The following is a 15227-nucleotide window of genomic DNA, read 5'->3' as shown; positions in this document are numbered from 1 at the left end:
CCTTCCCCATGCTTGAGGTCAACGCGCTCGGCTGGACGCTGACCATCGGGGTCATCGTCGCCCTGCTCGCCCTCGACCTGACTCTCGGCGTGCTCAGGCCGCACGCCGTCGGCTTCCGCGAGGCGGCAGTCTGGTCCGTCTTCTACATCGCCGTCGCGGTCGCGTTCGGCATCGTCTTCGGCCAGGTAGCCGGCTGGGACTTCGGCGCTCAGTATTTCGCCGGCTACATCGTCGAGAAGAGCCTGTCGGTCGACAACCTCTTCGTCTTCGTGATCATCATGACCACGTTCGCCGTGCCCGAGAAGTATCAGCAGGAGGTCCTGACCTTCGGCATCATCATCGCGCTGATTCTGCGGGTCATCTTCATCGCCCTCGGCGCGACGCTGCTCAACGCCTTCTCGTTCATGTTCCTGCTCTTCGGCCTGTTGCTGATCTTCACGGCGGTGCAGCTGTTCCGGCATCGCGACGAGGATCCCGACGTCGAGGACAACGCCCTGGTCAAGGCCAGCAAGCGGTTCCTGCCGGTCACCGACGACTACATCGGCGGCAAGATGATCACCAAGGTGGACGGCCGCCGGGTCGTCACGCCGATGTTCATCGTGCTGATCGCGATCGGCAGCTCCGACCTGCTGTTCGCGCTCGACTCCATCCCGGCCGTGTTCGGCGTGACCAACGAGGCGTTCATCGTCTTCGCGGCCAACGCCTTCGCCCTGCTCGGCCTGCGAGCGCTGTTCTTCCTCGTCAAGGGCCTGCTCGACCGCCTGGTCTACCTCTCGGCGGGCCTGTCGGTCATCCTGGCCTTCATCGGCGTCAAGCTGATCCTGCACTGGCTGCACGAGGACATCACCAAGTCGGCGCCGGAGATCCCGACCTCGCTCTCGCTCATCGTCATCATCGGCGTCCTGGCCGTCACGACCGTGGCCAGCCTGATGAAGTCGCGCAAGGATCCGGACACCAAGGCCCACGCCGGCAGCCTGCGCGCCTCCGACAAGGAACGCCGCGGCTGACCCGGAAACGAGAAAGCCGGCCCCGGAGCGATCTCCGGGGCCGGCTTCGTGTGCGCTTGTGGGTCAGCCCAGGTATCCACCCAGGCCGGCGGTCTGGCGCCCGCTGCTCTGCTGGCGCGCCACGTCCTGGCGGTAGAGGATCTCGCGGATCTGCTCGGTCTCCTCGGCGGTGTGCCGGCTGAGGAGCTCGTCGAGCTCGGCGCGCTCGGCGGTGGAACGGAACGACGACAGCTCCTCGGCGAGCCGGCGGTGGGCGACGCGCATGGTGCGGCGGTTCGCCAGCGCGGTGCGTGCGTCGCGAAGCGTGGTCGTGAACTGCATGGCCGTCTCCTTACGGATCGTCATGGCGATAGGCCTCGTCGCCTTCCTGTACAACGATCCGCGAGCCGCGCTTCATACCCAAATCAAGCAGGTAAAACTTGCGAGACGGAAGTGATGGCGGCCACCGGATTCCTGTTGCCGGGGTCACTCCGAGTAGCGAAGTGGCTGGTCAGACACTAGTGGTGACTTCGGACACCACAGTGGGCAGCCGGGACGAGAGTTGCGTCCGCGAGCGCACCCCCAGCTTGCGATAGATCCGGGTCAGCGTCGCCTCCACCGTCTTCACGCTCAGATAGAGGCGGCCCGCGATCTCCCGGTTGCTCGCGCCGTCGCGCACCAGCACCGCGATGCGCAGCTCGGTCGAGGTCAGGCCCAGGTCGATCGGGGTGCCCGCGGCCGACGTGCCGGCCAGCGCGCGCTCGGTCTGCTCGGCCCACGGCTTGGCGTCGGCGGCCAGGAAGATCGCCAGCGCGGCGCCGATGGCCAGGCGGGCGGCCGCGTACCGGCGGCGGCGCCGCTCGGCGCTGCCCTGCACGAGCAGCGCGTGGGCCTGCTCGATAGGCTGGTGCAGCTGCTCGAAATGCTGGGCCGCCGACGCCGACAGCAGCACGGCCGAGTCGGCCTGGCCGCTCTCGGAGAGCACCACCGCGGCCGCCCGGTCGAGATAGCCGGCCAGGCCCGGGTTCTCGCCCAGGCGCTCGGCGGCGGCCCGCCCGGCGACCAGCGTGGCCACCGCCTCGCTGTGCTCGCCCAGCGCGGCCAGCCCGCCGGCCAGGTCGCCGTGCCAGCGCACGATCATCGGGTCGGCCCCGGCGAACCCGGAGTCGAGGTCGCGCAGCCGCCGCAGCGCCGCCACGCCGGCCCGGGTCTCGCCCGCCCGCAACTCGGCCTGGCCCAGCGCGTGCAGGTTGCGGCGCAGATAGAGGGTGTCGCCCTCCTGCTCGGAGGCGCGCACGCCCCGGCGGGCGAACCCGGCCGCCGCGGCCAGGCTGCCCCCGGCCAGCTCGGCGATCGCCGCCGTGTACCAGGTCGGCCCCGGGCTCAGGCCGGCCCGCTGGGCGGCGCGGACGGCCCGGTGCGCGTAGCTGAGCGCCTCGCGGCACCGCCCGGCCCGGGTGGCCACCTCGGACAGGCTGCGCAGCACCTCGACCCGGGCCTCGCCGATGCGGTCCTGCTCGGCCGTCACCAGCAGGCCGAGCAGCGCGGCGCGGGCCTCGTCGAGCCGGTCGTCCATCATGGCGAAGCGGGCCGCCACGTAGCGCGGGCCGTAGTGCAGCCAGTCCGGGGCCGGGGTGGCCGGCAGCACCAGAGCCTGGGTCAGGGTGTCGGCCCAGCCGGGCTCGCCGCGCAGCCGCTCGATCTGGGCCAGCACGCTCAACGCCATCGCCTCGGTGGTCGGGTCGCCGGCGCGGCGGGCGGCCAGGGCCGTCTTCGCCGCCTCGTCGGCCGCGCGGTCCGGGTCGCCGGTGAGCAGCGCGGCCCACGTGCGGCGCAACCGCACCGGGGCGCTCAGGGCCGGGTCGTCGCCCGCCTCGGCCAGGGCGGCCGCGAACATCTCACCCATCTCGGCCAGCCCCTGCCCGGCCAGGTCGATCAGCACCAGGCGGGCCCGCACCCGGTGACCGGCGGGCGCGCCGGGCGCGGCCAGCACGGCCTCGGCGGCCCGGCCGGCCAGGGCGGCCGCTCCCCCGGCGAGCCCGTCGCGGGCCGCCGCGACCAGCCAGTCGAGCCGCCGGTCGGCGTGCGTGCGCGGTTCCTGGCCGACGTGCTGGGCCGGCGCGGGGCTGCGGCCGGCGGCCGGCGGCCGGCCCGGGGGAAGAGCCGGCGCCGGGCAGCGGTCGGCGGCCAGCAGATAGAGCTCGGCGGCCAGCCGGCCGGACACGCGCCCGGCTGCCTCGGCCAGCGAGCGGGCCACCGCGGCGTCCGGAACCGAACTGCACAGAGCCTGGTGGCGCAGTGCCTGCACAGGGTCGACGGCCCCGGCGGCCAGCGCGGTGTGCGCCTCGGCGCGGTCGCCGGCCGGCGCGTCCTCGGCGATCACGGTGGCCAGCAGGGGCGGGGTGAACCGGACCCGCTCACCGGCGACCGCGACGACACCGGCCGCGGCGGCCACCCGCAGATCCCGTACGGCGTCCTCGCGGCCCGCCCGGCGCAGCAGCGTGACCGTGGGCTCGGCGGCCAGCGCGGCGACCAGCAAGGTGCGCGCCACGTCGGCGGGCAGGACAGCCAGCCAGTCGCGCAGCAGCTCACGAGCGGCCTCGGGCAGCGGCACCGGCCGCCACGCCTCCCCCGGCGGCTGGGCGGCCCCGATCGCGAGCGCCAGGTAGGGGTTGCCCGCGCTGATCTCGTGCAGCCGGCTCGCCGTCCGGCAGGGCAGACCGCGGGCCTCGAGCAGCTCGGTCAGATCGTCGGCCGCGAGCGGCGGAACGGCCAGCTCCAGGGCCGGCGCCGGGCAGAGCCGCACGGCCCGGCGCCGGCCGGACGAGGAAGACGCCGTGAGCCGAGGGTCCGCCGCCGATCCCGAGCTGCCCGTCGATGAGGCCGAGCCGGTCGGCGAGTCGATCGCGTGCGGGCGGCGCTCGGCGGCGATCACGCGGACGCGGGGGCCGGGCCGGCGGCGCATGGCGAAGGCGATCAGCTCGGCCGACTCGGCGTCGAGCCACTGGCAGTCGTCCAGCACGAGCAGCACGGGCCGGCGGCGGGCGCTGTGGGCGAGCAGCAGCGGCAGCACGAGACGGCGGGCCAGGGCGGGGGCGCCGGCGCGCGGGGCCAGTCCCTGCCGCAAAGCGGCGAGAGCGGCGCGCTGGGCGCGGGGCAGGGCGTCGTGGGCCGGCTGCGGCAGCTGCGTGATCAGGTCGGCCAGACCCGCGTACGGCAGGGATCGCTCGGAGCGCACGGGACGCAGCCGGACGACCAGCTCACCCCGGGCGCACGCGGCCGCGGCCGCCGCATCGAGCAGGGCTGTCTTGCCGATGCCGGCCGGGCCGTGCAGGGCGACCCCGCCGCCCGCGCCGAGGCGGCTCTCGATCGTCGCGAGAAGCTCGCCTCGGCCTCGCAGGGCACTCACGTCGGACTGCACGTCGCCCTCCCAGGTCCGAGCCCGACTCAGACTAAGAAGCGGCGGGGCAATTCATCAATGGATTCACATATGACGACGTCATATCAGTCGTCACCTATCACCGCGATAGCGCGGCCTCAGTCGTCGTCCCCGCCGTCGTCGTCATCGTCGTCGTCACCGTCGTCGCCGCCCGGGCAGCCGGACAGGGTGAGCACGGTCGCCGCGCCACCCGCCAGCAGCAGCGCCCGGCCGAAGAAGGCCCGCCGGCCGATGCCGGCCTCGCGGGTCGGGGTTTCCTCAGTCGCTTCGTCCATGGCCGCATTCTGTCAGCGACCCGACGTATCCGGGAGATCGTTCACCCGCTCTTCAGCGCAGACCCGAAAACAGACACACGCGAGGTGACCCATGTCGAATTGGATCGTCGTGCCCTGCCTGCTCCGGCTGCGGGACGAGTTCGACGAGCTCTCACCGGGCCGGCGCCGGGGCGCGGAGGGGACGATCGGCGACGCCGAGCACGAGCCGACGTCCGACCACACGCCGGACGAGGACTCGCCGTTCCTGCGCACCAAGGACGCCGACGACGTCAACGAGGTGCACGCCCTCGACATCGACGCCGACCTGCGGCTGCCCGGCCTGAGCATGGAACAGGTCGTGCAGTTCCTGCTGGGACGCTGCCGTTCCGGCGCCGAGCGGCGGCTGCGCTACATCATCTTCAACCGCCGCATCTGGGAGGCGTCGAACGACTGGCGCCGGGCCGACTACACCGGCGACAACCCGCACACCGATCACGCGCACTTCTCCGCTTCCTACAAGACCGAGCACGAGGCCTCGACGGCCTCCTGGCACCTGGAGGACATTCCCGTGGCACTGACCGACGACGACAAGAAGTGGCTCTCCGCCGAGATCGCCAAGCAGGTGCGAGGCTGCGTCGACGACATCTGGCAGCACAACATCGGCCGCGCGACCGGCGGCGCCGACCTGACCGCGATGGGCGCCCTGATCACCGCCAACGTGCGGGCCGGCACCCTGGCCAACCGGCAGATCCCCGACCTCGCCGACAGCGTCGGCCGGGTCGCCACATCGGTCACCCAGCTGAAGACCTCCCTGGCCGCCGTCCCGCAGTAGTTCGCATGAGAAAGGGGCGCGGCCTCGCCTCCGCGCCCCTTCCGCCTGTGCCGGCGACCACCGCGTCACCTCGCCGCGGTCACCTTCTCGCGGTCACTCCGCCGCGGTCACCTCGCCGCGGTCACCTCGCCACGGTCACTTCGCCGCGGTCACCGACGTCGCCGTGACCGTGCCGTCCGAGCCCGCGCTGCCTTGGATCGTCACCGACTGGCCCGCCTTCACGTCGGAGACCTTGCCCTTCGTGGCCGTCGAGACGCTGGTCTTGCCGTCCGTCTTCACGGTCACGACCTGACCGTCCGACGTCTCCACATAGATCGTCGTGCCGTTGACCAGCTTGACCTTGCCCGTGGTGGCCGTAGTCGCGGTCGACGCCCCGCCCGGCACGCCGCCCTGAGCCTGCCCACCTGGCGCGCCGCCCTGGGCCTGGCCGCCGCCGAAGTTCGGCATGCCGCCCGCGCCGCCGTAGCCGGCCCGGTTCTGCCCGCCGCCGAAGCCCCGCCCCGCGGCGGCCGGCGTGTCGGCACTCCCCCACTGCTTCTGCGCCTGCAGGCCGCCGGCGAACCCGCCCACCAGCAGCACGATCCCGGCCAGCACCAGGGTGCCCCGATTCCACCAGCGACGCGGGGCAGCCCGGGCCAGCTCGGCCGCGAGCCCATCATCCTGCGACCCGGGGATGTCCGGGCCGGAGGAGGGCGAGCCGGAGGAGGCCGAGCCAGAAGAGGCCGAGCCGGCAGAAGGGGAGCCGGGAGAGGCGGAGCCGGTGGGCACGGTCGGGATCACCGCGGTGTCGTCGTGCAACGGGTTCACAGCAGGGGTCCTCACTCGTAGCGCAGCGCGTCGATGGGCCGCAGGCGGGCGGCGCGCCCCGCGGGCAGGCCGCCGAAGAACAGTCCGATCGCGATCGACACGCCCAGGGCGAGCCCGACCGAGCTCGGCACGATAACCGGTTTCACCCCGACGATCTCGAAGCTGCTGCCGATCAGCGCGGCCGCCACCCCGAGGGCGCCGCCGAGCACGCTGAGCAGGGTGGCCTCGATCAGGAACTGGGTCAGGATCGTGCGCCGGGGTGCGCCCAGCGCCTTGCGGATGCCGATCTCGCGGGTCCGCTCGGTCACCGTGACCAGCATGATGTTGGTGATCCCGATGCCGCCGACGAGCAGGCTGATCGCGGCCACCGCGCCGAGCAGCGTGGTGAAGGTGTCGGCTGTCTCGGTCTGGGTCTCGAGCAGCTGCGAGGCGTTCTGGATCCGGTACGGCGTGGTGGTCGAGCCGTCGGCCACGGACATCTTCTGGTTCAGGATCGCCGACACCTGCGACTGCACGGCGTCGACCTGATCGGGGGCCGCCGCCTCGACCAGGATCGAGGTGAGCGAGCCGTAGCCGGTGAGCACCTGCCGCACGGCGGTCAGCGGCGCTATCGCGGTGTCGTTGGCGTCCTGGAAGCCGGTCGAGCTCTTCTCGTCGAGCACGCCGACCACGGTGAACAGCGCGCCGCCCACGGTCACCTGCTGGTCGATTGGGTCGACGCCGGGGAACAGCTCCTCGGCCACGGTCGACCCGATCACCACCACCCGCCGGCCCTGGGCCTCGTCGTCGGCGGTGAAGGCGGCCCCACGACCGACCGGCGTGTTGGAGGCGGTGAACCAGCCCGGCGTGGTGCCGACGAACGAGTTGACGTCGTGGTCGGTGCCCTCGTACGTGACCGTGGCCGCCGCGCTGACCACCGGCGACACCGACCGTACGTCCGGCGCGAGCACCGGGTCGGCCAACGCGTCCGCCATCTCCTTGGTGATCGCGGTGCTGGTCGAGCCGCCGCGCCCGGTGCTCATCACGGTGATGGTGTTGGTGCCCAGGGCCTCGATCCGGTCGCTGATCGCCTTGGCCGAGCCGTTGCCCACCGCGACCAGCAGGATCACCGCCGCCACACCGATCAGGATCCCCAGCATGGTCAGGGCTGACCGCAGCTTGTTGGCCGACAGCCCGCGCAGGGCGAACCGGACGATCTCGTAGAAGGTCATACCGTCACCGGGGCCTGCCGGGCGTCATGCACGATCCGGCCGTCGACCAGGCGGATCAGCCGCTTCGTGCGATCGCCCACCTCGGGCTCGTGCGTGATCAGCACGATCGTGCGGCCGGCCGCGTTGAGCTCGTCGAAGACCGTGAGCACGTCCTCGGTCGAGCGGGTGTCGAGGTTGCCGGTCGGCTCGTCGGCCAGCAGCAGGGCGGGCTCGGTGACCAGCGCCCGGGCCACGGCGACCCGCTGCTGCTGGCCGCCGGAGAGCTGGTTGGGCTCGTGGCGCGCCCGGTCGGCCAGCCCGACGAGGTCGAGCGCGGCCATCGCCCGGCGGCGGCGCTCGCGGGGTTTGACCCCGGCGTACGCGAGCGGGAGCTCCACGTTGGCCACTGCCGACGTACGGGGAATGAGGTTGAAGGCTTGGAAGATGAACCCGATGAGCCGGTTGCGGGCGAGGGCGAGCTGCCGGTCGGCCAGGCGGCTGACGTCGACGCCGTCGAGCAGGTAGGCGCCCGAGGACGGCACGTCGAGCGCGCCCAGGATGTTCATCAGGGTCGACTTGCCGGAGCCGGACGAGCCCATGATCGCCACGTAGTCGCCGCGCTCGACGGTCAGCGACACCCCGCGCAGCGCGTGCACGGTCGCCTCGCCCTCGCCATAGATCTTCTTGAGGTCGCGGACGTCGAGGACCGGCCGGCTCATCGTCCGCCCCCGCCCGCCGGGAAGCCGCCGCCGCCGGGACCGCCGCCGCCACCGAGGTTGCCGCCGAAGCCCCCGCCGCCGGGGAAGCCGCCCTGCTGCCCGGCGCCCGTCGTGGTCGTCGTGGCGGTCAGCACCACCTGCTCGCCGGCGTCGACCCCGGAGGTGATCTGGGTGGCGCTGTCGCCCTCGAGCCCGATCTCGACCTGCCGCACCTGCTGGGCCCCGCCGGCCACGACGGTGACCGAATGCCGGTTGCCGACCGTGGTGATCGCGGCCGAGCTGACCATCACCGCGTCGGCGACGCTGCCCGTGGTGACCGCGACGCTCACCGTCTGACCCGCTTTGGCGCCGCTCGGCACCTTGTCGAGCGAGAGCGTCACCCCGTACGTCACCACGGTGCCGGACGTCGTCGCCGAGGGGTCGACAGCGCTCACCTTGGCCGTGGCCGTCGTGCCGCTGAGCGCGTTCCACGTGACCGTCGCGGCCTGCTTCTCCTTGAGCTTGGTCGCGTCGGCCTCGGCGAAGGCGGCCGTGATCTGCATCTTGGTCAGGTCCTGGATCTCGACGAACCCGCTGCTGCTACTGCTGCTGCTCGACTGCTCTCCCCCGGTCTGCCCGCCGCTCGACTGGGTGCTTCCGCTGCTGCTGCTGCCCAGCGTGCCGTTCACCGCGGTGACCGTGCCCGCCATCGGCGCTTCCAGCACGGTGCCGTCGACCGCCGCCTCCGCCTCGTCCACGGCCAGTTCGGCCTGCTGCACGGCGTTGTCGGCGATGGACGTGTCGGAGCCGGCGTCCTCGGCCCGCTCCAGCGAGTCCCGGGCGGCGTCGAGGTCGGCGTTGGCCGCGTCCAGGGAGCGCTGCGCGTCGGCCGGGTCGACCTTCGCCAGCACCTGCCCCTTGGTGACTTTCTGGCCGACCCGCACATTGATCGCGGTTACCGTGCCGCCGGTGCCGAAACTGGCCGTCGCCGTGCTCGCGCTCTCCACCGTCCCGTCCGCGGTCACGGTCTTGGTGACGGTCCCCTGCTGAACGGCGACCGTGCGGGTCGCGGCGTTCGCGGCCGGGGTGGCGTCAGGCCCGGCGAGGGTCCGGTAGGCCCAGAAACCCCCGGCCGCGAGGACGACGCCGAGAGCGGTGTTGACCACCACCACGGGACGTCGCAGGTTGAGGCGCGCTGACATGCCGGACACTGTGTCGGCCCGTCCTCGGAGCAGCTTCCGCACAACCTCGGAGCCACCTATGAATTAAGGCCTGTTTCGTGGCTGGGGCGGGGCTGCTGCCACCCCAGCCACGAAACAGGCCTTAAGTCGGCAGCAGCACCCGGAAGGTCGCGCCGCCGCCGGGGGTGGGTTCCAGCTCGACCCAGCCGCCGTGGCCGTGCACGAAGGCAGCCACGATCGACAGGCCCAGGCCGGAACCGCCGCCCTTGCCGCGGTAACGGCTGGAGTCGGCGCGATAGAGGCGCTCGAAGACGCGCGGCGCGTGCTCCTCGGGGATGCCGAGGCCGTTGTCGCTCACCTCGAGCAGCGCGAACCGGTCGGCGGTGGGTGACTGCGGGCCCGAGACGACGACGCCGGGGGCGGGCGGCCGGGGCGCGGACAGCCCCACCCGTACGGTGATCTCGGTGTCGGGCGGCGTGTGCTGCAGGGCGTTGGCCACGAGGTTGGTCGCGATCTGACGCAGCGCGTGCTCGTCGCCCAGCACGGTCGGTGGCTCGAACGTCTCCTCGTCGTCGTTCAGGCTCACCAGGTGCACGACCCGTTCAGGCGCGCGGGCGTGCGCGTCGCGGACCGTGTCGACGGCGACCTCGAGCAGGTCGACGGGCTTGCGGGCGAGCGGGCGCTGCTGGTCGAGCCGGGCCAGCATCAGCATGTCCTCGACCAGCAGGCTCATCCGGCCGGCCTCGGATTCGATGCGGTCGAGGGCCGGGCCGGGCGCCACCCCGCCGCGGCGGTGCAGCTCGGCGAAGCCCTTGATCGAGGTGAGCGGGGTGCGCAGCTCGTGCGAGGCGTCGGCCAGGAACTGGCGCATCCGGCTCTCGGAGGCCGTACGGGCGCTGACCTCGGCCTCGATCCGGCCCAGCATCGAGTTGAGGGCCAGACCCAGCCGGCCCGGCTCGGTGTGCGGGTCGGCGCCGGTGACGCGGCCGCTGAGGTTGCCCCCGGAGATGTCGGTGGCCAGGCGTTCCATGTCGTTCAGGGGGCGCAGGCCCAGCCGTACGACGAAGGCCGCCCCGAGACCGAGGAGCGCCAGCACGAGCAGGCTCACCCCGCCCAGGATCAGCATCAGCAGGTTGATGGTCTCCTTGAGGTCGACCAGGGAGACGCCGCCGACCGCGAACCCGCCGATCCGGTCGTTGCGCACGGCGATCATCCGCCACTTGCTGCCGTCCGCCGCGACCACCGTGTACGGCTGGCGGAAGCCCGGCGAGTCGGCGGCCTTCTCCAGCGTGGGCACCGCCGGCAGGTCGTCACCGGCCGAGGAGATGCGCGTGACCTCCACCAGGCCGTTGCCGACGAACAGGTATTTCAGCTGGTCGGGACCGAGGATCTTGACGTGGCCGCCGCCGCCCGGCGGGCCCGCGAAGACGTCGACCTGCCCGCTGCGGCGCACCTCGTCGGACTCGGGCACGGCCTGCGACAACGGGCCGGCCATGATGCGCAGCTGGTCGTCGATGCGCTCCTGCAGATAGCTGCGGATCAGCACCAGACCGGCGACGTTCGCGACGAGCAGCCCGAGCGCGGCCAGCCCGGCCACCACCAGCACCAGGCGCGAGCGCAGGGTCCAGTGCCGCCAGCGCCGCAGGCCCTTCCAGTTCCCCCGTGAAAGCGTGATCATCTCAGTCGTCGCTGCCGCGGGGCAGGCGCAACGCGTAGCCGACGCCGCGCACGGTGTGGATCAGCGGCGGCTCGGTCTTGTCGATCTTGCGGCGCAGGTAGTACACGTACGACTCGACGATGCGGCCGTCGCCCCCGAAGTCGTACTTCCACACCCGGTCCAGGATCTGCGCCTTGCTGACCACCCGGCCCGCGTTGACCAGCAGGTATTTGAGCAAGTTGAACTCGGTCGGCGAGAGGTCGACCGGCCGGCCCGCCCGGCGCACCTCGTGGGCGTCCTCGTCCATCTCGAGATCCGCGTAGCGCAGCACACCCCGCTCGCCGGGCGGCTGGAGGCCGGGCTGGGTGCGGCGCAGGATGGCCCGGATCCGCAGCACGACCTCCTCCAGGCTGAACGGCTTGGTGACGTAGTCGTCGGCGCCGGCCGAGAGCCCGGACAGGCGATCCTCCAGGGCGTCGCGGGCGGTCAGGAACAGCACCGGCACCCGCGAGCCGGTCGCCCGCAGCCGCTTGGCGATCTCGAAGCCGTCCAGGTCGGGCAGCATCACGTCGAGCAGCACGAGGTCGGGCTCGAACTCCTGCACCGCGACCAGCGCCCGGTGACCGGTCTCGGCCACCCGCACGTCGAACTCGACGAGACGCAGGGTCGCGCTGAGCAGCTCGGAGATGTTCGGCTCGTCGTCGACGATCAGCACCCGGGCGGCACGGGCCGGGGCCTCGCCGAGAGCTATCGAGGAGCGGGAATCAGTCAGCACCCCGAAGGAGTATCAACGGCACCTAGGAATTCCCTATGAACTTGTGCTGAGTCAGCTGGGTCCCTGTCAACTTGCTGACAATCACCACGACCGTACGATCTCGTCGCCCTCGGCCAGGCCCTTGGTGATCTCGGTGTATTGATCGCCACGCAGGCCCACCGAGACCTCCGTACGGGCGCCGTCGCGGAGCACCGTGCCCCGGTCACCCGCCACATCGTGCACGGCGGTGGTCGGCACGCGCAGCGCCTCCTCGGTCGCTCCGGTCGTCACGCGCACCGAGGCACTCTGCCCGACCAGCAGATCCTTGGGCGAGGAATCGAAGGACAGCAATACGCCGAACCGGACCAGGGTGCCGTCGCTGGTGCCGACCGGGTCGACCTGCACCACGGTGGCCTGGAACTCCTGGCCCGCGCGGTCGGCCAGCGTGACCACGGCCGGCTGCTCGACGGCGAGCCGGTCGGCGTCGGCCTCGGGGAAGGCCGCGCTGATCTGCATGTCGTAGACATCGGCCAGCGTTATAAATGCGTTACCTGCCGTGACCTGGCTCCCGACCTTGCCGCCGACGGTGAGAATCCGGCCGGCGATGGGCGCCTTGATCGTCGCCCCGGCCAGGGCCTCCTCGGCCTTCTCGAGCGCGGTGGTGGCCTGGGTGACCCGCTGCTGCGCACTCAGAATGGCGTCCCCACTCTGCTGTCCACGCTCGGTGCCGCAGGCGCCGCCGCTCTCCGCACCCCCGGTCGGGTTGCCGCCGGTCGGAGCGCCGCCCGTCGATCCGCCCCCGCCAGCCGACGTGCCACCCCCTGTCGCGCCACCTCCCGACGCGCCACCTCCCGACGCGCCACCTCCACCCGGCGAACTACCCCCATCCGACGCGCCACCCCCACCGGGCGAGCCACCCCCACCTGTGGGGCTCGCGGTCTTGGTCGGCGTGGTGGTCGTGGGGCGAGCCGACGGCGTGCCACCGGCGGTGGGTGTGGCCGATGGCGACGGATAGGCCGCCGGGACGTTCGCGGCGCAGGTGGGTGCGGCCGACGCGGCGTCCTCGGCTTCGTCCAGCGCGTCCTCGGCGTCGTCGAGGGCGTCCCGCGCGTCGTCCACGGCCTCGGCGGCATCCGTGTCGTCAACTTTGGCGAGCGCCTGCCCGGCCGTGACAGTGGTCCCCGCCCGTACGGAAATGCTCTCCACCGTGCCCGCCACCGCGAACGACAAGCTACGCGTCTGCGCCGGCTGGACAGTCCCGGTCGTCGCGACCGCACTGGTCACCGCACCCCGGTCCACCGCCACCGTCGCCGCCGCGACCGGCTTGGCCACCGCGTCAGCCGTCAGCGCCCGCACCACTCCGAAGGCCACCAGCGCGAGCACCACGACCGCCGCCGCACCCCAGACCCAGCGCCGACGACCGGCCAGTGCTTCACCCATGGCCCGGAAGTGTGGCCGCCGGTCCTCGCGACCGCCTTCAACCCACCTCGGAGTTGCCTCGGAGCCGAGCCGCCACCCGGGTGAGGTCGTCGCGCCTCAGGGCCGGGCAGCGGCCCAGGTCAGGTGGTTGCGCGTCGGGCGCGGGGCGTGATTGGGGTCAGGTGGTCGCGCCCCGGAACCGGGCAGCGGCCCAGATTAGGTGATCCCGACTCGGACCGGGCCGCGACCCGGGTCAGGTCGTGGCGCGTCGGAGCCGGGGCGCGACCGGTCAGGTGGTTGCGCCGCGGAGGCGGGCGGCGGCTCGGGTGAGGTGGTCGCGTTCGGGCATGTTGGTGGCTGCGTAGGCGGCCTCGGCGTAGAGGTCGGCTGCTCGTTCGCGGTCGCCTGCTCGTTCCAGCAGGTAGGCGCGCACCGCGAGGTAGCGGGGCACCGCGGGGTCGACCTTGTCGAGTTCGGCCAGGCCGGCTTGGGGGCCGTCGGCCTCGCCGATGGCGACCGCGCGGTTGAGTCGCACCACCGGGCTGGCGGTGAGCTCGAGCAGTTCGTCGTACCACTCGACGATCTGGACCCAGTCCGTCTCGGCGGCGCTGGGGGCGTCGGCGTGCAGGGCGGCGATCGCGGCCTGGGCCTGGTATTCGCCGAGCCGGTCCCGGGCCAGCGCGGCCTGCAGGATGTCGACGCCCTCGGCGATCAGCGTGGTGTCCCAGCGCGACCTGTCCTGCTCGGCGAGCGGCACGAGCCGGCCGCCGGGGCCGGTGCGCGAGGCCCGGCGGGCGTGGTGCAGCAGCATCAGGGCGAGCAGGCCGGCCACCTCGGGCGCGTCGGTCGCCGCGGCCAGCTGGCGGGTGAGCCGGATCGCCTCGGCGGACAGGGTCTGTTTCGTGGCTGGGGTGGGTGCGAGGCCGGGTCCAGATTTCGTCTGGTGGTGGCCCGGGGAAGCCTGGCTCCCGGGGTTGGAACCGGGCTTTCCCGGGACGCCGCCAGGCGGGATCTGGGCCCTGCCGCAGCCCCGCCCCAGCCGCGAAACAGACCCTGGGTCGACGTCGCCGCCGTAGCCCTCGTTGAACACCAGGTAGAGCACGCGCAGCACGGTGCCTAGCTCGCCCGGGCGGTCCAGCGGCTGCCCGGCTAACTGGCGTTTGGCCCGGGTGATCCGCTGGGCCATGGTCGCCTCGGGGACGAGGTAGGCGGCTGCGATCTGCCGGGTGGTGAGGCCGCCGACCGCGCGCAGGGTCAGGGCGACGGCCGTCCCGGGTGACAGCGACGGGTGTGCGCACAGGAAATACAGCCACAACGAGTCGTCGGTGGACTCGGCTGGACCGGGCACGGGCTCGGCCTCGACGGCTAGCTCCCGCCGCTGCCGGGCGGACTCCGATCGTACGGAATCAAGGAACTTGCGCCAGGCGGCGGCGACCAACCAGCCCTGGGGGTCTCGGGGCGGGTCGTCGGGCCACGTCTCCAGCGCGCGGATCAGGGCCTCCTGCACGGCGTCCTCGGCCGCGGCGAAGTCCGCCCCGCGCCGCACGACGATGCCGATCACGGCGGGGACGAGCTCGCGGAGGAGGGCGTCGTTCACTCGGTGACCGTGGGCGGCGCGGTCATGAACGGGCGGACCTCGAGCCACTCCTGGATCGGCCGGCCGCCCGCGCCGGGGGCGTCCGACAGCTCGGCGGCCAGCTCCAAGGCCCGCTCGTACGACTCCACGTCGATGATCATCCAGCCCGCGATCAGATCCTTGGTCTCGGCGAAGGGGCCGTCGGTGACGGGCGGCCGGCCCGCGCCGCCGGAGCGGACGAACGTGCCCTGCGTGGAGAGCGCCTGCCCATCGACGAACTCACCGGTGGACTGGAGCTTCGCGGCCCAGTCCTGCATGTAGCGGACGTGCGCGGTGACCTCGTCCGGGGTCCACCGGTCCATCGGCACGTCGTTGGTCGGCGCTGGGGCGCCCCGGTAGTGCTTGAGCAGCAGATACTTGGCCATCGGAACAGT

At 72.7% G+C, this 15227-nt stretch carries 14 protein-coding genes; 2 read left to right on the top strand and 12 right to left on the bottom strand.

The window, feature by feature from the left end; all coding sequences use genetic code 11:
* Positions 1-8: 8 nt before the first annotated feature.
* Positions 9-1007, top strand: coding sequence for a TerC family protein (locus JKJ07_RS46165; RefSeq protein WP_203078141.1), 999 nt, complete (start codon positions 9-11; stop codon positions 1005-1007).
* A 63-nt stretch (positions 1008-1070) separates the two neighbouring features.
* On the opposite strand, the gene JKJ07_RS46160 is transcribed toward JKJ07_RS46165, so the two are convergent.
* The 3 genes from JKJ07_RS46160 to JKJ07_RS46150 form a co-directional block, all read right to left on the bottom strand.
* Positions 1071-1328, bottom strand: a complete 258-nt coding sequence (locus JKJ07_RS46160) for a hypothetical protein (protein ID WP_203078140.1) — start codon at positions 1326-1328, stop codon at positions 1071-1073.
* A 169-nt stretch (positions 1329-1497) separates the two neighbouring features.
* Positions 1498-4407, bottom strand: coding sequence for a helix-turn-helix transcriptional regulator (locus JKJ07_RS46155; RefSeq protein WP_203078139.1), 2910 nt, complete (start codon positions 4405-4407; stop codon positions 1498-1500).
* Positions 4408-4523: 116 nt separating this feature from the next.
* Positions 4524-4700: a hypothetical protein gene (locus JKJ07_RS46150; protein ID WP_203078138.1), complete on the bottom strand. Its 177-nt coding sequence runs from the start codon at positions 4698-4700 to the stop codon at positions 4524-4526.
* A 91-nt stretch (positions 4701-4791) separates the two neighbouring features.
* Between JKJ07_RS46150 and JKJ07_RS46145 the strand changes: the two genes are divergently transcribed.
* Positions 4792-5511, top strand: coding sequence for a hypothetical protein (locus JKJ07_RS46145; protein ID WP_203078137.1), 720 nt, complete (start codon positions 4792-4794; stop codon positions 5509-5511).
* Positions 5512-5646: 135 nt separating this feature from the next.
* Here the strand turns inward: JKJ07_RS46145 and JKJ07_RS46140 are convergent, their stop codons facing one another.
* From JKJ07_RS46140 to JKJ07_RS46095, 9 genes are all read right to left on the bottom strand, one after another.
* Entirely contained in the window at positions 5647-6318 is a 672-nt protein-coding gene (locus JKJ07_RS46140) for a hypothetical protein (RefSeq protein WP_203078136.1), read from the bottom strand.
* An 11-nt stretch (positions 6319-6329) separates the two neighbouring features.
* On the bottom strand, positions 6330-7529 hold the full coding sequence (locus JKJ07_RS46135; RefSeq protein ID WP_203078135.1) for an ABC transporter permease: 1200 nt from the start codon (positions 7527-7529) through the stop codon (positions 6330-6332).
* Complete coding sequence (locus tag JKJ07_RS46130) at positions 7526-8227, bottom strand: ABC transporter ATP-binding protein (protein ID WP_203078134.1); 702 nt, start codon at positions 8225-8227, stop codon at positions 7526-7528. Before JKJ07_RS46130 ends, JKJ07_RS46135 begins: the two co-directional genes overlap by 4 nt.
* Complete coding sequence (locus tag JKJ07_RS46125) at positions 8224-9408, bottom strand: efflux RND transporter periplasmic adaptor subunit (RefSeq protein WP_203078133.1); 1185 nt, start codon at positions 9406-9408, stop codon at positions 8224-8226. Before JKJ07_RS46125 ends, JKJ07_RS46130 begins: the two co-directional genes overlap by 4 nt.
* Before the next feature lie 121 nt (positions 9409-9529).
* Entirely contained in the window at positions 9530-11065 is a 1536-nt protein-coding gene (locus tag JKJ07_RS46120; protein ID WP_203078132.1) for a sensor histidine kinase, read from the bottom strand.
* A 1-nt stretch (position 11066) separates the two neighbouring features.
* Positions 11067-11819 (bottom strand): response regulator transcription factor, encoded by a 753-nt coding sequence (locus tag JKJ07_RS46115; protein WP_203078131.1) that lies wholly within the window; start codon positions 11817-11819, stop codon positions 11067-11069.
* Between the two features lie 81 nt (positions 11820-11900).
* A complete protein-coding gene (locus JKJ07_RS46110) occupies positions 11901-13238 on the bottom strand; it encodes an efflux RND transporter periplasmic adaptor subunit (RefSeq protein ID WP_203078130.1) in 1338 nt (445 codons plus the stop codon).
* 268 nt (positions 13239-13506) lie between these two features.
* The gene (locus JKJ07_RS50830; protein ID WP_307834794.1) at positions 13507-14814 is read right to left on the bottom strand and encodes an RNA polymerase sigma factor; all 1308 of its coding nucleotides are present in this window, start codon (positions 14812-14814) and stop codon (positions 13507-13509) included.
* Positions 14811-15218: a YciI family protein gene (locus JKJ07_RS46095; protein WP_203078129.1), complete on the bottom strand. Its 408-nt coding sequence runs from the start codon at positions 15216-15218 to the stop codon at positions 14811-14813. Before JKJ07_RS46095 ends, JKJ07_RS50830 begins: the two co-directional genes overlap by 4 nt.
* Positions 15219-15227: the final 9 nt, after the last annotated feature.

This window comes from Paractinoplanes lichenicola, assembly GCF_016785085.1.
In the GTDB taxonomy this organism is placed as follows: Bacteria; Actinomycetota; Actinomycetes; order Mycobacteriales; family Micromonosporaceae; genus Actinoplanes; species Actinoplanes lichenicola.
The sequence above is the reverse complement of the archived record's forward strand: the minus strand, read 5'-3'. Positions and strand labels throughout refer to the sequence as shown.